This is a genomic window from Desulfotomaculum sp. OF05-3, from assembly GCF_003435535.1.
Taxonomy (GTDB): domain Bacteria; phylum Bacillota; class Clostridia; order Lachnospirales; family Lachnospiraceae; genus Pilosibacter; species Pilosibacter fragilis.
In genome coordinates this window covers 1-18,531 of record NZ_QWGO01000027.1, presented here as the reverse complement: position 1 = coordinate 18,531, position 18,531 = coordinate 1, and the positions used below count along the sequence as shown (strand labels likewise).

Here is an 18,531-nt window from a genome sequence, read left to right as displayed (position 1 = left end):
TAAAGTTGTATGTTTGTTGACGAATCAAACAGAAGCTGTAATCGAGATTGATATTTATTAGACATTCTGCACATGAAAAAGGGAAGAAGACCGGACATCGGGTGATTTTCTCTTGCCAGAAATCAAAAATACGGTAAAATAAGAGGCAGGAGTATTTGAAATGAATTTGGAGAAACGTATGAGAAAGATGACGATAGAAGAACATTATATGAAAGAAGCGATCCGTCAGGCGAAAAAGGCGGCTGCGCTTAAGGAAGTGCCCATCGGCTGCGTGATTGTCTATGACGGAAGGATCATCGCGAGAGGATATAACCGCCGGACGGTAGATAAAAACGTACTGGCCCACGCGGAGATCATCGCGATGCGGAAGGCCTGCCGCATTCTCGGCGATTGGAGATTAGAGGACTGTACGATGTACGTGACCTTGGAGCCATGTCCGATGTGCGCCGGAGCCATCGTTCAGGCGAGAATTCCGAAGGTGGTGATCGGCTGCATGAACCCAAAAGCCGGTTGTGCCGGATCCGTGCTCGACATGCTCCACGAGGATGGATTCAACCACCAGGTGGAGACGGAAGTAGGACTGTTGGGAGAGGAATGCTCACAGATGCTGAAGGATTTCTTTAAGGCACTGCGGGAGGAAGGAAAGCGGAAGAAGCAAACGATAGAAGTGTCCAAGGCCAAGAAGAGTGCTGATTCTATCACGCACTGATCTTCTTCGGCCGGTACCGGATATCCGAAACCTTATACACCGTGATAAATGCCTCCGGATCACTGGAACTGATATAGTTCATCAGCGCCTGATACTCACGCTTATCCACGATCGTAATGATCTCATTGTGTTTCTCAAAATTATACGCACCGATCGCTTCATAGATCGTTGCGCCGCTGTGCAGATTGTTAATAATGAACTCGCGGAGTTCTTCCTCTTTCTTCGTGATAATGCAGACACGTCTCTTGACATTCTGGTCAAAAATAAAGTAATCGAGGACGATTCCGTTCACATATGTACCGAGTACACTGAGCACGACGGTCTTTTTGTCATAAACGAACGCGGAAGAAAGCGCCACGCACATGCCGGAGAGAGACATTGCTTTTCCGAGATCCATATGCAGATACTTGTTCATGATCTTTGCAACGATGTCCAGTCCACCGGATGATGCATTCATGTTAAAGAGCATCGCGAGACCGATGCTGACTACCAGCACATAGCAGACCGCATCCAGCTCCTGACTTCCAGTGAGGGACGTAAAATCCGGAAAGATTTTCTCGAAAATACCTAAGAAGACCGGCAGCATGACACTCGTGTACACAGTTTTTGCGCCGAACTCCTTACCGCAGAAAATAAATCCGATGATCAGTAGGAGGATGTTGAGCGCCATCGTGATCACAGAAAGCGGAAGCGGGATAAAGTGGGTCAGAATAATTCCGAGACCGGAAATACTGCTGATCGATGTGTGGCTTGGTACCAGAAAAAAGAAAACCGCTATGGCCGTGATTGCGTCAGCCAGGGTCATGACAAAAATTTCTTTGATCAATCCCTTGTTGTTCATAATACAGAACCCTTTCCCATTTGTGATTTGGTGATCTGCTGTGAGCATTATGCGTTATGTCTTTCCCACAGCTATAATTTTCGGTTCAAGTATATACTGGATGTACATGAAGTGCAAGAACATGTAGTGAAGTGTGACCATGTTAAAAGGCTGTTGTAAGACGGGAAGAAAATAGACAGGAAATGTTAAGGGAATTTATATATGGGAGTAAAAAGTATGTGGTAATATAGACCATATAATCAGCTGGGGAACAAGCGGTTCTGCCCGATAACACGACGAGTAAAATAAAAGGTGGGGAAACAATGAATAATAAAAAGAAAATTTTGGCGGCAGCAGGCATCCTGATTCTCTCAGGAGCTACCGCGATGGCATTTTATATATGGAAGAAAAATAAAACTCAGGTGGCGACATCAGTAAGCATTATCGGCGGTGCGGACGGACCGACATCGATTTTTCTTGCCGGTAAACTTGACAATTCCGCCGATGAAGGAACAAAAGCCGCAATTTTGGACCTCGGGACCGCAAAAAAACAGCCCTATGGTCAGGTAGTGGAGCTCGACTATGTGAGTATCGACAGGATCTCCCTCCACGGCTCCTTCGGATACATTGCTTTCGACATAAATGGCTCCGATGATTCTGCGACAATGGAGCCGGTGGCAGCCTACACCCTGGAAGAAGCCGGTCCCATCGTGACACAGGGCGATGAGTATACGGAAGTTCTCGGAAGCGCGGATGGCTGCGTGGTGGCACCGAAGGCGTATATGAAGGAAAAGAATCCGATGTACCTCTACTCCAACACCTATAGAGATGTGACGGAGCTTCCGGAAAAAGTCTGCAAGATCCTCAGAGAGAATAAAGAAAACGGCAGCTTCAAGGATGCATATCTGACGGACGACCGTCTGAATCAGATGGCATCGGATATCTACAACGAATATGGCAGCACACTGCTGTACGGCCCGGTGGCGATCCCGGAGTTTGACAGCGAGGTCTACGGCTTCCTGGCAGCGGACGGTGACAAGCTGGAAGACATCTGGTACGGAATCTGGCATGCACCGCTGGAGAACCAGACATTTCCGATCGCAAAAATGCCTTTATTTCAGCAAAAATAAATACTTTACATTGGATACACGCAATTTTTCCAAACTTGACAAAATGCTCCCATCCATGTATACTTAACTGGTCCGCACAGCCGGGGAGATAGCGGTGCCCTGTACCTGCAATCCGCTACAGCAGGGGTGTTGTTCTGCCTCGGGTACTTCCTTGTGAAGCTGCCCCGGGTAAGCGGCGCTGACGTTTTGGTCTCGCGCAATGGGACTCTCTGAACCATGTCAGGGCAGGAATGCAGCAGCATTAAAGAGAACCTTCCATGTGCCGCGAGGGAGCCGGGACCGAGCTGGCTGCCAGGGTAACGTTCATGAGACGTATTCAAAGCAGAACGTGCGGACAAAAAAGGAAAGTTTAAGAGGTGACAGCTAATGAGAAAGAAATTTCTGTTATTGCTGGCGCTTCTTTTTTTATTGGCCGGAGTGATCTTTGTCCTGCCCGCGGTGCGGGATCATGCCCCGGATCAGACGAAAGAGAGTGCCACAGAAGAGACAGAATCAACAACGGAGACAGAATCAGAAACGCCCACAGAGACGGAAACAGAATCTGAGACCGAGACAGAAGAAACGACTGAGGAGGAGACGGAAGGTCCCGGAGACCCGGTGGACCGTGAAAAGGTGGAGACTCATCTGATTATTGCCTCTGACACGCACTATATGTCACCATCCATGACGGATTACGGCGCGGCGTTTGACAGTCTCGTAAATAGCAATGATGGAAAAGTGATCCGCTATCAGCCACAGTTATGGCAGGCGTTTAAATCGGAAGTCCTCGCAGCCAACCCTGACGCCCTGATCTTAAGCGGAGACCTGAGCTTAAACGGTGAAAAGGCAAACCACCTGGAATTTTCCGAAAAGCTCCATGAGATCGAAGAAGCGGGAGTTCCGGTCTATGTGATCCCCGGAAACCACGATATCAATAAGCCAGACGCCGGAGAATACTTCGGGGATCAGAGAACCGATGTGGAGAGTGTGACATCGGAAGAATTCCGGGAGATCTACGCGGACTTCGGCTATAACGAGGCGAAGAGCGGGGCGCCGGATTCCTTAAGTTACCTGGTGGAGTTAAACGATACCACCTGGCTCATGATGCTGGACACAACGGTCTGCGAGCCGGAAAATGAGGTCTACGGCGAGATCAAAGAGGGCACGCTCGAGTGGATGGAAGAATGCCTGAAGGAGGCGTACGCCGAGGGAATCACCGTGATTCCTGTGGGCCACCATAATCTCCAGCGCCTGAGCCGTGTCTACGTGGAAGAATGTGTGATCGAAAACTGTGACGAGGTTTTAGAACTCTTCGAGCGCTACCTGACACCGGTGTACTTCAGCGGCCATCTGCATACACAGAAGGTCATGAAACACCTGACGGAGCCGGGAATGGATTCAGATACATACGGAATATGGGAGATCGTCAGCAATTCCCTGATCCTGCCGCCGTGCCAGTACGGAACAGTGACATTAAATACGGACGGCAGCATCGACTACATGGCAAAGACCGTGGATGTTTCCAGCTGGGCGGCTGCGAATGGGGAGACCGATGAGAATCTTCTCGACTTCTCGTCCTACACAGAAAATTATCTGCAGACGGTCCTCAAAAACCAGATAGCCCGGAAGCTGGAAGATGTTCCGAAAGAATTAAGGGAAGTCATGGTCGATTTTTATACGGATCTGTATAAAGACTACTATGCCGGTGTGCCGATCAGCTACTCGGAGAAGAAAAATGAGTTCGGCTACGGACTCTGGGTCCGCTATATGGATCCCAGCACTGAGTTCCGCCAGCTCGACGGAATGATGCGCGACTCGATCTCGGCGAACAATCACGCGGAGATCCCGAATCCGATCCACTTGAAGCGGCCATAATATTACCGTAAGAAAAGAGAGATGCAGCAAGTTATTACTGCCCAGGGTAGGGATTTTCTGGTTACTGTTCACACTTTGCGCAAACAGTAACTGATTTTGCCGATGCTTCGCATTCCAAATCGGCAAAATCCACTACCACCACTGTATTGTACGGAATTTTCAGTTCAGAAAATTCCGTACAAAGATTTTTTCCTTGCCCCTCTCTTTTCTTTGTATTATAATCTTATCTTGGATACATGCATTCATATTTCGACTGAAAGAAATCGGAGAAAGGACAAGACGATGAAGAGAGTTGGATTCCTTACGAGCGGCGGCGACTGCCAGGCGTTAAACGCAACGATGCGCGGAGTCGCGAAAGGTCTGTACCAGATCTACAAAGATGAAGTGGAAATTATCGGATTTGAAGACGGCTATAAAGGTCTGATGTACGCAAACTACCTGATGATGAAACAGTCAGATTTTTCAGGTGTCCTCACAAAAGGCGGAACGATGCTCGGTACCTCCAGACAGCCGTTCAAGCTGATGCGTGTGCCGGACGAGAACGGACTCGACAAGGTGGAGCTTATGAAGCACACCTACTATAAATTGAAGCTGGATGCACTTGTGGTCCTCGGCGGAAATGGAAGCCAGAAAACGGCGAACCTCTTAAGCCAGGAAGGACTCAATGTGATCGGTCTCCCGAAGACCATCGATAACGACCTCTGGGGAACGGACATGACTTTCGGATTCCAGAGCGCTGTGGATATCGCCACAAACGCCATCGACTGCATTCACACCACCGCGTCCTCCCATGGACGTGTTTTCATTGTGGAAGTCATGGGACATAAGGTCGGCTGGCTCACCCTTCACGCGGGAATTGCCGGCGGCGCGGATATCATCCTGATCCCGGAGATCCCGTATGACTTAAACAAGGTCGTAAAGAAGATCAAAGAGCGCACAAAGAATGGAAGCCGCTTCTCGATCCTCGCGGTGGCAGAGGGCGCAATCTCAAAAGAGCAGGCAGCCCTTTCCAAGAAAGAATATAAGAAATATCTGGAAGAACGCGCCACAAAATACCAATCCGTTGCGTATGAGATCGGCGCGAAGATCCAGGAGATGACAGGCCAGGAGATCCGAGTGACGGTTCCGGGTCATATGCAGCGCGGCGGCACTCCGGTTCCGTATGACCGTGTGCTCTCCACAAGAATCGGCGCACATGCGGCCGACATGATCAAAAATAATGAATTCGGCAAGCTGGTCGTTGTAAAAAACAATGTGATCACGGATATCCCGCTGGCAGAATCTGCCGGCAAACTGAAATATGTGGATCCGCAGTCCGATATTGTAAAAGAAGCGAAGCTTATCGGAATCAGTTTCGGAGACTGATAGAACATGTCATATCAAGCGTTATACAGGAAATGGCGTCCGCAGGTCTTTGCGGATGTAAAAGGCCAGGACCATATCGTTAAAACTTTACAGAATCAGATCGGTTCCGGCAGAATCGGTCACGCCTATCTCTTCTGCGGAACCCGCGGAACAGGTAAAACGACGGTGGCAAAAATCCTGGCCCGGGCGGTAAACTGTGAACACCCGGTGGACGGAAGCCCCTGTGGGGAATGTCCAAGCTGTAAGCAGATCTTAGCTGGAACATCTTTAAATGTGGTAGAGATCGATGCTGCGTCCAACAACGGCGTTGAGAATATCCGTGAGATCCGGGAACAGGTCCAGTACCCGCCGACGGAAGGAAAATATCGTGTATACATCATCGACGAGGTTCATATGCTGTCCACAGGCGCGTTCAATGCCCTGTTAAAGACACTTGAGGAGCCGCCGTCCTATGTGATCTTTATCCTTGCGACCACGGAGGTTCATAAGATCCCGATCACGGTGCTTTCCAGATGCCAGAGATATGATTTCCGGCGCATCACGCTGGACACGATCACGGCCCGGCTGAAGGAATTGACAGAAGCAGAAAACATGCCGGTGGAGGACAAAGCACTCCGCTACGTGGCAAAAGCCGGAGACGGTTCCATGCGAGACGCCTTAAGTCTCCTGGACCAGTGCGCGGCGTTCCATTTCGGCGAGACACTGACCTATGAGCATGTGCTGGATGTTCTCGGCGCTGTGGACAACAGCGTATTCCGGGACCTGTTCCATGCGATCCGGGAGAACCGGACGAAGGACTGCATCCTGAAACTCGAGGAGATGGTAGTCCAGGGCCGGGAACTGTCCCAGTTTGTAGTGGATTTTATCTGGTTCCTCCGCAATCTGCTGCTTTTAAGGACAGCAGATGACGCGGAAGACCTTTTAGATATGTCAGAGGATAATCTGACACAGCTGCGGGAAGATGCGGCGCTTGTAGATGAGAATACATTGATGCGGTATATCCGCGTGTTCTCAGAATTGTCGAACCAGATCCGCTTCGCGAACCAGAAACGTGTGCTGATCGAACTCGCGTTCATCAAGCTCACAAAGCCGGAGATGGAACAGAGCATGGATTCTGTTCTGGAACGGCTGGAGAAGCTGGAGCGCATGGTGGAGGAAATGTCCGCGGGCGGTTATGTTCCGGTACAGACTGCCGGAATGGACGGCGATCCCATGATAAATGCCGGGCAGCAGATCCCGCCGCAGGCATACGCGCAGCCGGTCTACAGCGGCGCTGGTGCGCCGGGAAACGGCATGGTCCCCTCAGGGCAGCCTGCACAGAATACGGCAGATATGCAGAACCAGCAAGGTGCGGGCCAGAATTATGAGCCGAGGACCGTATCCCTGCCGAAAGCCCAGCTGGAAGATCTCAACATGATCCGCAACGAGTGGGGAAAGATCGTCCGTGATATGGGCATGTCCATCCGCCCCAGTTTCCGGGAGACGGTTGTGGAACCGGCGGGCGACAGCTGTCTCTGCATCGTATTCAATGATCCGATGAACTTTGCCATCGGAAGCCGCCCGAGTGTTCTCGGGGACCTGGAACGGTATGTGGAACAGAAATACGGAAAATCCCTGTATTTTAAATCCCGTGTCCGGGAGAGCGGGGAACGGATGGATACACGCTACATCAGCGATGATGAGCTGAGGGAAAACATCCATATGGATATCACGATCGAAGATTAGCCGCAGCAGCATGCTGCGATTAATAATAAAATATCCGGGTCGAAAGCTGAAAGCAGGACCCGTTACTCCCGCCTGACGGGAGTGAAAAATGGCTGTAAGACAGCCACATAGAAAATAATGAATATTCAGGAGGAATTACACCATGGCAAGACGTGGCGGTTTCCCGGGCGGTATGCCGGGCAATATGACAAATCTTATGAAACAGGCGCAGAGAATGCAGCGCCAGATGGAAGAGAAGACAAAAGAGCTTGAGGAGAAGCAGTACACAGCAACAGCAGGCGGCGGAGCTGTATCCGTTACCGTATCCGGTAAAAAAGAAGTTGTCGCTGTAAAGATCTCACCGGAGGCAGTAGATCCGGATGACGTTGAGATGCTTGAGGACCTTATCGTTGCCGCTACAAACGAGGCCTTCCACCAGATGGAAGCTGAATCCAGCGCAGTGATGTCTGAGCTCACAGGCGGTCTCGGAAACCTGGGAGGACTTTCCTTCTAATTATGGATTACTACAGCAGTCAGATATCAAAATTGATCGAGGAGCTGTCGAAGCTTCCGGGGATCGGAAACAAGACAGCCCAGCGTCTGGCATTCCATATCATCAACATGCCGGAGGAACAGGTAGAACGTCTCTCCAGCTCGATCCGCGACGCGAAGCACAATGTTCATTACTGTAAGGAGTGCTTTACCTTGACGGATCAGGAACTCTGCCCGATCTGCCGGAGTCAGACGAGGGACCACAGCGTGATCATGGTCGTGGAGAACCCGCGCGATCTGGCGGCGTACGAGAAAACGGGCAAATTCGACGGGGTGTACCATGTGCTTCACGGCGCGATCTCCCCGATGCTTGGAATCGGCCCGGGAGATATCAAATTAAAAGAGTTGATGATGCGTCTTCAGACAGAGGAAGTAAAGGAAGTCATTATCGCCACAAACTCAAGCCTTGAGGGTGAGACGACCGCAATGTACATAAGTAAACTGATCAAACCGACAGGGATCAAGGTGACGAGGATCGCCAGCGGCGTTCCGGTCGGCGGCGATCTGGAATATATTGACGAAGTCACACTTCTTCGGGCGTTAGAAGGCCGGGTGGAGTTATAAAACCGGCAGCTGGACAGCTGGGCGGTTTCAGGAGATGCGAAAGAAATGGATAAATACGAGTTTAATATTAAAGTTGAGCAGATCAAAAAGATGGTCAGCCGCGGAGACTACGGAACTGCGATGAAGATCGCAGATACCATTGACTGGCACCGTGTCCGCAACGCAAGCTTGCTGTCCATGATCGCTCAGATCTATGAGAAAAATGAAGAGTACCAGGAGGCGAAGGATATTCTGCTCCTGGCATTCGAGCGCGCGCCGGTAGGAAAGCGCCTGCTCTATAAGTTGGCGGATCTCGCCTTAAAGGACGGAAGTACCGCCGAAGCGGAGGCATACTACAGAGAATTTTGTGATCTCGCGCAGGATGATCCGCGCCAGTATCTGCTCCGCTACAAGATCTTAAAAGCGAAGAAAGCGCCGGTGGATCAGCTGATCCGCGCGTTGGAAGTGTATACAGCATCCGAGGTGGATGAAAAATGGCTCTACGAACTGGCTGACCTCTACCACAAAGCCGGGATCGAGGACAAGTGTGTAGCCACATGTGACCGCATCATGCTCTTATTTGGTCTCGGCAAATATGTGGATAAGGCAATGGATCTGAAGCTCCAGTACGCGCCGCTGAACAAATACCAGATGGACCTTGTGGAAAACAGGGACAAATACGAGGCAAAGCTGCGCGCTGTTGAGGAAGAGTACAGCGGAAATGCCCCGGAGCTGGATGATTATGATGAGGGAACCCCGGATTCCGAAGCTTCCAAGCAGGTTGCCATGCAGATTCATGAGGATGCCCAGGCGAAAAAGCTGGCAGACGAGATGTCCAGACTCTCTGAGGAAGAGGGACGGACTGCTGTTGTCGAGGAAGACGATGACATGGGTGCCACAAGAACCATCGCTGACTTAAGCCAGGTCCGCAGAGGCGGACAGGCGGCTGCACCGGAAGTACAGGAGGAAGAAAACACGATCCCGACCGGGGAAGAGCGTGAGATCGAGCGCCAGAAGCTGGCGATCCGCGCCGCAAAAGAGCGGGAAGAGATGGAAGAGGAAGCTCTCCGCCGTGCTGAGGAAGAGCGGGAAGCCGCCAGACGCGAGGAAGAGGAACGCCGTGCGAAGAAGCAGGCGGAGATCGACCGCGAACGTGCCCGCCGAAACCAGGTCCGCAACATCCCGGCTCCGGAAGAGGAGGACGACGATGGAGAGCTGGAGCTGGAATCCCTGGATGACATGCTGGATACCAACAACCTGATGATCGAGGCGGAGACGGACGAGGAAGGGCTTTCCATGGCTGTCAACTCCTTAAAGGAGATCCACCGTGAGCTCGGCATCAAGAATCCGGTTGCAAAGATCAGCAGTGAAAAGTTAAATAAACGCGGAATCAGCGCGGTAGCCGATATGCTGGCAGGAAAAGACCTGATCATCCAGCATGCGGCAGGACTCACTGATGCTGTCCAGAACGAACTGGATGATCTGATGGAGAAAGACCGCTCCGGAATGATCGTTGTCCTGATCGATACACCGGAAAACCTTGAGGCACTCCATGCCCATAATACATCCCTTGCAAGCAAGTTCCAGTATATCGGAAGCGATGAGAACGCGTCTGCGCAGAAAGAGGCAGATACCGAGATGGAAGCTGCGCTGAAGCGCTCCACAGAAAAGCAGGAACAGATCGCCCGTGATGTGGTAAACGCGGAGCAGGAGACAGAAGAGGAGCCGGAACAGGAAGACGCTGAAGCACTGCAGGAAGAACCGGAGTACGAAAAAGAGGAAACGGACATCCTGGAAGAATCATCCGAGCCGGAAACAGATGAAGAGGACGAGGAAGAACCGGAGCCAGAGGAATACGTACCGCCGAAGAAGGCAAAACTCTTCGCAAAGCAGGAGAAACCTCAGAAAAAGGCGCCAGTGACTGAAGAAGAGCCGGAACTCCCGGAGGAGGCTGCGTCCGCAGCGGAAGAGGAAGTTGTTCCGGAAGACTACGATGACAAAGAAGAGATGGATCCGGATGAGTTCGCCCAGTACGCGTGCAAGTATGCGACGGAGATCGATTGCAGCATCACCGGAAAGAGCCTTCTCGCCCTCTATGAGCGCATCGAGATGATGGAGGAGGATGAAGTCCGCCTGACAAAGGCAGCAGCCGTAGATCTGATCGAGGAAGCTGCTGACAAGGCAGAGAAAAAGTCTCTTGGAAAGAAGATCTCGGGACTTTTCTCTCCGACTTATACAAAAGAAGGTCTTCTGATCCTTCATGAAAAGGATTTCTTTGACTGATAAAGAGTGTGATGGGATCCCTGCGCACTGTTCTGGGCAAGCTCAGACGGCACACAGGAATTCCGTGACATGCTTATAGGAACTGAATATATGCGCACCATAAGCTCATTGTTTTTGCGATGAGTGGGTGCGCAAATTTTTCACCAATACACACGAACTAATGTTTGCTGAACACAGACAAGACGAATGCGCATGCGGCCCTTTTGCAACAGATATTTTCAATTCCGGAGTATCGCCGTAAACAATGTTTTGCATGTGCGCTAGATTTCTTATAGGAGAAAAGATATGGAGATCAGGCTGATCGCGGCGGACATGGATGGAACGCTGCTTGATGACGAAAAAGGGATCCCGGAGGAGAACCTGCGCGCTTTCCGCGCATGCGCGGCACAGGGGATCGAGATCGTCCCGGCGACAGGCCGCACGATGCGCGGACTGCCGGATGAGCTTCGGAATCTGCCGGGCGTACACTATGCGATCCTCACGAACGGGGCACAGGTGGTAGACCTTGCGAAAAACGAGATCATCGACTCCTGCCGGATCCCGGTGGCTCTGGCAGAAAAGATCATGATGATGGCCCGGACAAGTCCGGATGAGATCATGTATGATGTATATGTGGGCGGAATCGGCTACACCATGCCGGAGTTCTACAATGATGTATATAAATATGTCTCATCGGAGGGACTGGCGGAGCTGGTGCGCAGAACCAGGGACACGGTTCCCGATAATATCGCTTACTTAAAAGAGCGGGGACAGGACGCGGAGAAGATCAACATGTTCTTCCGTGACATGGATGCCAGAAAGCGGATGAGAGAGGAACTCTCGAAGCTCCCGGGGATCCTTGTGTCCTCATCGATCCCGAATAACCTCGAGATCAACGCGGAGGGAGCTGATAAGGGCGGAGCGCTGCTCCGTCTTGCCGCACGTCTGGGAATCGCCAGAGAGTCCACCATGGGCTTTGGAGACGGGGAGAATGACCTCAGCATGATCCGCATGGCTGGAATTGGCGTTGCCATGGAAAATGGCCATGAATCCGTAAAGGAGGCAGCAGATTATATCACGAAGACCAACAATGAGGCAGGTGTCGCGAAGGCGATCTGCCATTTTACAGGAATTCAGATATAACAGGAATGATGGGCATATGAGGACTTTCAGGTAATAGACGCGGCGGGGTATCTGGATCATCCAGGCTTTGTCTGTTTTACGGAAGAACTATGCACATATGTGACAGGAGTAATAATGGAAATAATGGAGATTCTATCCAGCCGCTGGCTGGAAGTGGCTGTAGCGGTATATCTCATCGGGATGATGCTCTACGGTCATTACAGAGGTTTTATAAAAATAGCAGTTTCCGCAATGTCCCTTTTCATCACGCTGTTTGCAGCGCGTGTAGCGATTCCACAGGCGGCAGCCTGGCTGGAACATAATACGGCTGTATACGAAACGATGAAGGAGAGTGCTTTGAAGGCCAGCGGCCTTGATGAGAAGATGGAAGAGATGGCTCAGACAGCCGGTCTCGCGGGAAAAGCCGGGGAACGCGCGGTCATAGAGAGCCTGGAGATCCCGGACCAGATCAAAAAGCTTCTGATCGAGAATAACAACGGAGAAATATATCAGGAGATGGGCGTCCAGATCTTTGAGGACTATGTGGGAAAATACCTTGCAGACCGTGTGATCCGCGTGATCATATTTACGGTGCTGTTTATAGTATTCTATGCGTTCCTTCATATCATCATAGTCTGGCTGAACCTGATCTCCAGACTGCCGATCCTGTATGGGCTTAACAAGATCGCCGGTGCGGTTCTGGGACTCGCGGAAGCATTGATCTTTATATGGGTGGGCGCCCTGGTCCTTACCCTGTTTTCAGGCAGTGAGATCGGAAAGAGCATGATCACCCAGATCAATGGAAGTATCTGGCTGACGTGGCTGTATGACCACAATATACTTTCCTACCTTGTAGTCGGTCTGGTAAAGTCTGTCCTGTAACGGGAGTAGATTAAACGGAGGAATGCCATGAAAAAAGGAGAAAAAACCAAACGGCATATTTATGAATGTGCGATCGAATTATTCCGAACCAAAGGATATGACAAGGTTTCTGTAGATGAGATTGTTAAGTGTGCAGGAACGGCAAAAGGAACCTTTTATATCTATTTTGAGACAAAAGCGGATGTTCTCATTTACATGCTGAAAGCATATGATGATTACTATGACAAAGTTGCTTCAGGTTTCTTGCCGGAGATGGGAGTTGAAGAGCGACTTCTCGTCATTACCCAAAGTTCCAGTGAGTTTACGGAAAATGTGATGGGGCGGGATGTTATACGGGTCTTGTATAGTAACCAGCTGATGGAACAGGGAAATGGAGATCTTTATACAAAGCGTGCATTGTACCGGGTTGTGCACGAATTAATTGAAGAAGGACAGAATGTGGGAATTTTTTCGGCAGAGGAAAACAGTATTGTGCTGACAAATCGATTTGTCACCTGTATCAGGGGAATCTTTTTTGAGTGGTGTATACAGGGAGATGAGTTTGTTCTAAAACAAGAATGTGAAAACTTTGCGAGGATGTTTTGCCGCGCAATCCGCAGGGAAAGTAAGAATATCGAGTCTAAATAATGAATAACAAGAGGAGCTGGGTATAGAAAGAGATTCTGTACTCAGCTTTTTATTTGACAGGAAATTCTGCGGGGGATACTGCCAAACAAAAAGGCACTGACGTACTAACAATGAGCATTTATATTAAAAGGCAGGTTGCTATAAATGACCATGGTCATAAAATGATTGACAAGTTCATGCAGAGAAGGTATGATAGATAAAAATGACTGTAGTCATTTTTAAAAATACGAGGAGGATGTTTGTATGAACAACACTGTGGAGAAGAAAAAAGGAGGAAAGATCCTGGATGTGATCGAAACGGTCGGCAATAAGCTGCCGCATCCGTATATTATGTTCCTGTGGCTCTGCCTGATTCTTGCTGGAATCAGTACAGTGTGCAGCCTGGCAGGAGTTCAGGTGATCAATCCGACAACTGGAGAAACTGTTCTGGCAAAAGCAATTTTCAGCAGAGATGGAATTGTATGGCTGCTCGAAAATTTACTAAAAAATTTTCAGGGCTTCTCAGCACTTGGTCTGGTACTCGCGATGCAGATGGCAATTGGATTTGCTGAAGGAGTCGGATTACTGACTGCAGCTATGAGAAAAGCGATTCTTGGAGTACCACTCTGGGCATTAACTGCAACCGTGTTATTCCTTGGAATTAATGGAAGTATTGCTTCGGAGGCAGCAATCATTGTTGTTCCGGCACTGGCAGCCGCAGCATTCCAGGCTGTTGGAATGCACCCGATCGCAGGACTTCTGGCTGGTTATGCGGCAACAAATGCAGGATTCACAGCCTGCCTGATCGTATCAGGAACAGACGTACTCCTTTGCGGCGTTACTGAACTGGCAGCGCAGCTTGTAGATCCGTCGATTACAGTTAATGCAACTGCCAACTGGTATTTTATGATCGTTTCCGTGTTCATGCTTACCGCAGTTGGTGTTGTTGTAAACAAATATTTCATTGTTCCGCGTCTTGGCAAATATGATCCGGCAAATGGAGAGGCTGGGGCAGCCGATGCATCGGGGGAGATCACACCGGTTCAGGCTGGCGCGCTGAGAGCGGCTGGTATTTTCAGCATCGCCTATATTGCTCTCCTTGCCATACTTACAGTTCCGAAAAACGGCTTTTTCAGGGGCGAAGACGGCTCTGTTTTAAATGGACCTTTGATTACGGGACTGGTAGCGATCCTGATCATCTATTTTATTCTGGTAGGTATTGTCTACGGATTAAAAGCAGGAACGATCAAAAGCAGCAGTGATGTGCCAACGATCATGGCGAAGTCGCTGGAGGGAACCACAGGATATATTGTGCTGGTATTTGTAATCGCACAGTTTATCAACATGTTCAATTACACGAATCTGGGAATGATCATTGCGGTCAAGAGTGCGGGTGCATTGCAGGCGGCAGGATTCACAGGGATCCCGTTAATGCTCTTCTTTATTCTCCTGTGCTGTGTGGTTAACCTGTTTATGACAAGTGGTACAGCAAAATGGTATATCTTTGCGCCGATTCTTGTGCCAATGATGATGATGCTTGGATATAGCCCGGAATTTGCCCAGGTTGTATACAGAATCGGAGATTCCACAACGAATGCGATCACTCCGATCTATCCATATATTCCGATTGCGATCGCAATGGCTAAGAAATATGATAAAAACTTTGGAATGGGATCTTTGATTTCCATGATGCTCCCGTATTCAGTTGCATTCTTGCTGGGATGGATCGTTCAGCTGGTGATTTGGGTAACATTAAATCTTCCAATTGGACCAGGGGCATATGTATTTATGTAGGAAAGGAATGTTGCAAGTTACGCAATAGATTTTGAAATGAAATATACAGAGATATGTAATGATAAATGGCTGTTTATATGGGTCGGACTGTTGCTCTTTGCGGTAATAGCTCAATGTATGCTCTTCATGAGCAAAGCATGGAAACACGGCATGGAGATCGGTCTGAAACAATCGCAGCTAAAAAAGGGTTTAAAGACAGGGATCACGATCAGTATCATGCCAACACTTCCGGTTTTACTGGTGTTGTTTTCGCTCACACCACTCCTGGGAATCCCGCTTCCGTGGCTGCGTCTTTCGGTTATCGGCTCTGCTTATTATGAAACATATGCAGCAACAACTGCGTTATCGTGCCTGGGAGAGACATTCCAGATCAACGGGTACAGCGCGAATGGATGGATCGCGGCCTTGTGGGTAATGACGATTGGAGGAAGCGTGTGTATTTTATGGTCGGCATTTGCCATTAAACCGATTTCGATGCTTTATGAAAAAGCAGAAAAGATCAATATTAAACTTGTTCTGGCGGTAGGAAGCGGATGCCTGGTAGGTGTTATGGCCTATGTATCAGTGTCATATGGTTTCAGCGCCATGTCGACGAAAGGCGTTGTATTCTGCATCAGCTTTGCTGTAGGAGCATTTCTTATGCTCGTTGCGAACAAAGTAGAAAAGGCAAAATGGCTCACAGATTATATTATGACGATCAGCATGCTTGCGGCAATGGCGGCAGCCTGTGTTATTTTTTAGGGGGCAGGAAAAATGAAAAGCAATTATCAAAAATGGATCCATAAGTTCGGAATTTCGACAAGCCTCCTTCTTCTTGCGGCAATGATAGGGCTTCCGGTAGCAGCCAGTCTTATTTACGGAATTTGGCCGGACTTTGGAGAACTATGGCCTGGATTTGTTGCAGTTGTTTTATTTATGGCACCATATCTTCCATCGGAAACGATCGGCTATATGTCGGTTATGGGACCAGGAGCATTATACCTTTCTTACATTACCGGCAATGTCACCAATCTTAGAATGCCTGCTACGATTGGCACAATCAATGCACTGGGAATCAAACCGAATACGGATGAGTGTCATACGCTGGCAATTATTGCTTGCGGCGCTTCTGTGATCACATCTATAGTGATTGTTGCACTCGGGGTCGTTGTATCAGGACCGCTTACCCCGATTATCCAGGCACCTGTTCTCCAACCTGCATTTGACTATGTAGTTCCGGCGCTATTTGGAGGACTTGTGGCTCAGACTGTGATAAAAGGGAAAAAAGAAATCTTTCACTATCTGATTCCACTGGCAGTCTGCCTGTTCTTCTGCTACTGTACAAAAGTGGCAAGTGCATATTATATGTTGATTGTGATTGCCGTGTCAGCAGCGGTCGCGGTAATGGATTATCTGAAAACAGAGAAAAAGGAGGAAAGGGGAGAGTAGATATGCGATGTCAGGAATATATGGATATAATCCGGACGGTAAATGACCGTTTTCGCTATTATAAGAGTATAGAATCCCTGTTTGAACTGGATCAATGGTCCGGTCTTCCGGAGCTTGGAGGCGCGTATCGCCAGCAGATGAGCGCTTTTGTCGGGACACAGAAGGCGGGGCTGTTTCAAACAGAAGATGCGAAAAAGGCCTTTGAATATTTTGCAAATGTAGATGAAGGACAAATAGAGGACCCAATAGAACATGGACTGATCCGGACATTTAAAAGCAGGTACCGGAATGCTGTCCGTGTACCGGAAGAAACGATGAAACAGTATAATCTTCTGCGTGCGGATGTGATGTCGGCATGGAAACATGCACGGGAGCGGAAAGATTATCATGTGTTTGAACCGTGGCTGAAACAGGTATTTGATCTGAAAAAGAAGATTGCCCTGGCGATAGATCCGGATGCCCCTGCGTTTGACACGATGATCGGAGCTGTGGATGAAGGTTTGAAAAGTGCAGACGTAAGCAGAGAATTCGATGTATTAAAACGGGGAATCGGAGAAATTCTTGACAAGATTACAAAAGCAGATCTTGGAGTAAATGAAGAAATATTTCTCAGAGAAGAGGATCCGGATGAAATGTCTGCATTTGGAAGACGATTAGCAGCGGAAGCCGGATATGATCAGCGAAAGGGTGGATTTAATGACAAGGTTATTCACGGATTTACGTCATTTCTTGGACCGCAGGATGCCCGCGTATCAACACAGAGAAGCGGAAGTCCACATCTGATCTTCACCTGTCTTCATGAAGCGGGACATGCAATGTTTTCCAGCGGCGGAAACGACCAGGTCAATGCAGCAAACATGTGGGGAGGAATAGAAGGCAGCTTTCACGAAGCAAATGCCAGATTCTATGAAAATATCGTGGGAAGAAGCAGGGAATACTGGGAGTTTTATTATCCACAATTTCAGAAAGCATTCCCGTTCTTCAAAGATATAAAAATGGATGAATTTTATCGAGCCATGAATGCAGTCCATCCAAGTCTGCGCAGAATTGGAGCAGATGAAGTTACATATAGCCTTCATGTTATCTTGCGATATGAGCTGGAACGCGATTATTTCAGCGGAAAAATAGGAACGGAAGATCTGAACATTGCATGGAATGATAAATATAAAAAATATCTGGGAGTTTGTCCTGAAAACGATACTGAAGGAATTTTACAGGATATGCATTGGGCTGGAGACTATATTGGATATTTCCAAAGTTATGCTTTGGGAAATATTTATGATGGACAGATTCGAAAGGCATTGTTATCAGAGATTCCGGATTTGTATGAGCAGATACGCCACGGAGAGTTTGACAGGCTGAACATGTGGATGAAGGAACATATCTGGCAGTATGGGTGCTGTTATACATCGGGAGAAATGTTGAAGCGATTGACAGGAAAAACATTGGACGCTGTGCCATTCCTTGACTACATGAAAGAGAAGTATGCGGACTTATATGGTATTCATATTTAAAAAGGACAAGTTAGTTTGATAATAGGGATTGCAGCAGGAGAAAACGTTGAGCTGCAATCCCTGTTTTTATAGTGTAAAAGAGCAATTTGAAATTGCTCAAATGATGGCTTGAATACTGAATTGCATATGTTGTATGTAAAACGATTATGAACCGCAATATGTTGTAATTGCACAAACAAAAGAAAAAACTTCAAAAAAACTGGAAAAAAGTGTTGACTTTTCCGTGGGGATTTGATATTATAATAC

Annotated in this window: 16 protein-coding genes and 1 other RNA gene; 16 read left to right on the top strand and 1 reads right to left on the bottom strand. The window is 48.8% G+C overall.

What is annotated here, in order from left to right:
• Positions 1–187 precede the first annotated feature (187 nt).
• Positions 188–709, top strand: coding sequence for a tRNA adenosine(34) deaminase TadA (tadA, locus tag DXA87_RS13165; RefSeq protein ID WP_207658695.1), 522 nt, complete (start codon positions 188–190; stop codon positions 707–709).
• On the opposite strand, the gene DXA87_RS13160 is transcribed toward tadA, so the two are convergent.
• Positions 699–1,550: a YitT family protein gene (locus DXA87_RS13160; protein ID WP_117470007.1), complete on the bottom strand. Its 852-nt coding sequence runs from the start codon at positions 1,548–1,550 to the stop codon at positions 699–701. The two genes, tadA and DXA87_RS13160, sit on opposite strands and share 11 nt — an antisense overlap.
• 302 nt (positions 1,551–1,852) lie before the next feature.
• On the opposite strand from DXA87_RS13160, the gene DXA87_RS18650 reads away from it, so the two are divergent.
• The 15 genes from DXA87_RS18650 to DXA87_RS13085 all read left to right on the top strand — a co-directional run bounded on the left by DXA87_RS18650 (position 1,853) and on the right by DXA87_RS13085 (position 18,285).
• Entirely contained in the window at positions 1,853–2,659 is an 807-nt protein-coding gene (locus DXA87_RS18650) for a hypothetical protein (RefSeq protein ID WP_117504791.1), read from the top strand.
• A 72-nt stretch (positions 2,660–2,731) separates the two neighbouring features.
• Positions 2,732–2,993: signal recognition particle sRNA large type (ffs, locus tag DXA87_RS13150), an RNA gene on the top strand.
• Positions 2,994–3,025: 32 nt separating this feature from the next.
• A complete protein-coding gene (locus tag DXA87_RS13145; protein WP_117504789.1) occupies positions 3,026–4,513 on the top strand; it encodes a metallophosphoesterase in 1,488 nt (495 codons plus the stop codon).
• Positions 4,514–4,795: 282 nt separating this feature from the next.
• Positions 4,796–5,878 carry an ATP-dependent 6-phosphofructokinase gene (locus tag DXA87_RS13140; RefSeq protein ID WP_117470010.1) on the top strand — a complete coding sequence of 361 codons (1,083 nt, stop codon included), beginning with the start codon at positions 4,796–4,798 and terminating at the stop codon, positions 5,876–5,878.
• A 6-nt stretch (positions 5,879–5,884) separates the two neighbouring features.
• Positions 5,885–7,603, top strand: a complete 1,719-nt coding sequence (gene dnaX, locus DXA87_RS13135) for a DNA polymerase III subunit gamma/tau (protein ID WP_117504787.1) — start codon at positions 5,885–5,887, stop codon at positions 7,601–7,603.
• Between the two features lie 142 nt (positions 7,604–7,745).
• On the top strand, positions 7,746–8,096 hold the full coding sequence (locus DXA87_RS13130) for a YbaB/EbfC family nucleoid-associated protein (protein WP_021903984.1): 351 nt from the start codon (positions 7,746–7,748) through the stop codon (positions 8,094–8,096).
• Between the two features lie 2 nt (positions 8,097–8,098).
• On the top strand, positions 8,099–8,698 hold the full coding sequence (recR, locus tag DXA87_RS13125) for a recombination mediator RecR (RefSeq protein WP_015554029.1): 600 nt from the start codon (positions 8,099–8,101) through the stop codon (positions 8,696–8,698).
• A gap of 45 nt (positions 8,699–8,743) precedes the next feature.
• A complete protein-coding gene (locus DXA87_RS13120) occupies positions 8,744–10,960 on the top strand; it encodes a tetratricopeptide repeat protein (protein ID WP_117504785.1) in 2,217 nt (738 codons plus the stop codon).
• Between the two features lie 285 nt (positions 10,961–11,245).
• Positions 11,246–12,082, top strand: coding sequence for an HAD family hydrolase (locus DXA87_RS13115; protein WP_117483939.1), 837 nt, complete (start codon positions 11,246–11,248; stop codon positions 12,080–12,082).
• A 114-nt stretch (positions 12,083–12,196) separates the two neighbouring features.
• Entirely contained in the window at positions 12,197–12,943 is a 747-nt protein-coding gene (locus DXA87_RS13110) for a CvpA family protein (RefSeq protein ID WP_242998075.1), read from the top strand.
• Between the two features lie 27 nt (positions 12,944–12,970).
• A complete protein-coding gene (locus tag DXA87_RS13105) occupies positions 12,971–13,570 on the top strand; it encodes a TetR/AcrR family transcriptional regulator (protein ID WP_117470015.1) in 600 nt (199 codons plus the stop codon).
• A 243-nt stretch (positions 13,571–13,813) separates the two neighbouring features.
• Complete coding sequence (locus DXA87_RS13100; protein ID WP_117504781.1) at positions 13,814–15,343, top strand: AbgT family transporter; 1,530 nt, start codon at positions 13,814–13,816, stop codon at positions 15,341–15,343.
• Between the two features lie 36 nt (positions 15,344–15,379).
• Positions 15,380–16,084 carry a DUF5058 family protein gene (locus tag DXA87_RS13095; protein ID WP_117470017.1) on the top strand — a complete coding sequence of 235 codons (705 nt, stop codon included), beginning with the start codon at positions 15,380–15,382 and terminating at the stop codon, positions 16,082–16,084.
• Between the two features lie 12 nt (positions 16,085–16,096).
• On the top strand, positions 16,097–16,771 hold the full coding sequence (locus DXA87_RS13090; RefSeq protein WP_021903991.1) for a hypothetical protein: 675 nt from the start codon (positions 16,097–16,099) through the stop codon (positions 16,769–16,771).
• Positions 16,772–16,773: 2 nt separating this feature from the next.
• On the top strand, positions 16,774–18,285 hold the full coding sequence (locus tag DXA87_RS13085) for a carboxypeptidase M32 (RefSeq protein ID WP_117504779.1): 1,512 nt from the start codon (positions 16,774–16,776) through the stop codon (positions 18,283–18,285).
• Positions 18,286–18,531: the final 246 nt, after the last annotated feature.

Excerpts from the sequence above, each read along its gene's own strand:
- DXA87_RS13140 (WP_117470010.1), top strand. The coding sequence starts at position 4,796 with ATGAAGAGAGTTGGATTCCTTACGAGCGGCGGCGACTGCCAGGCGTTA.
- DXA87_RS13160 (WP_117470007.1), bottom strand. The coding sequence starts at position 1,550 with ATGAACAACAAGGGATTGATCAAAGAAATTTTTGTCATGACCCTGGCT.
- DXA87_RS13120 (WP_117504785.1), top strand. The coding sequence starts at position 8,744 with ATGGATAAATACGAGTTTAATATTAAAGTTGAGCAGATCAAAAAGATG.
- DXA87_RS13130 (WP_021903984.1), top strand. The coding sequence starts at position 7,746 with ATGGCAAGACGTGGCGGTTTCCCGGGCGGTATGCCGGGCAATATGACA.
- DXA87_RS13145 (WP_117504789.1), top strand. The coding sequence starts at position 3,026 with ATGAGAAAGAAATTTCTGTTATTGCTGGCGCTTCTTTTTTTATTGGCC.
- DXA87_RS13105 (WP_117470015.1), top strand. The coding sequence starts at position 12,971 with ATGAAAAAAGGAGAAAAAACCAAACGGCATATTTATGAATGTGCGATC.
- DXA87_RS13110 (WP_242998075.1), top strand. The coding sequence starts at position 12,197 with ATGGAAATAATGGAGATTCTATCCAGCCGCTGGCTGGAAGTGGCTGTA.
- DXA87_RS13115 (WP_117483939.1), top strand. The coding sequence starts at position 11,246 with ATGGAGATCAGGCTGATCGCGGCGGACATGGATGGAACGCTGCTTGAT.
- DXA87_RS18650 (WP_117504791.1), top strand. The coding sequence starts at position 1,853 with ATGAATAATAAAAAGAAAATTTTGGCGGCAGCAGGCATCCTGATTCTC.
- DXA87_RS13100 (WP_117504781.1), top strand. The coding sequence starts at position 13,814 with ATGAACAACACTGTGGAGAAGAAAAAAGGAGGAAAGATCCTGGATGTG.
- DXA87_RS13085 (WP_117504779.1), top strand. The coding sequence starts at position 16,774 with ATGCGATGTCAGGAATATATGGATATAATCCGGACGGTAAATGACCGT.
- DXA87_RS13095 (WP_117470017.1), top strand. The coding sequence starts at position 15,380 with ATGAAATATACAGAGATATGTAATGATAAATGGCTGTTTATATGGGTC.
- tadA (WP_207658695.1), top strand. The coding sequence starts at position 188 with ATGACGATAGAAGAACATTATATGAAAGAAGCGATCCGTCAGGCGAAA.
- DXA87_RS13090 (WP_021903991.1), top strand. The coding sequence starts at position 16,097 with ATGAAAAGCAATTATCAAAAATGGATCCATAAGTTCGGAATTTCGACA.
- dnaX (WP_117504787.1), top strand. The coding sequence starts at position 5,885 with ATGTCATATCAAGCGTTATACAGGAAATGGCGTCCGCAGGTCTTTGCG.
- recR (WP_015554029.1), top strand. The coding sequence starts at position 8,099 with ATGGATTACTACAGCAGTCAGATATCAAAATTGATCGAGGAGCTGTCG.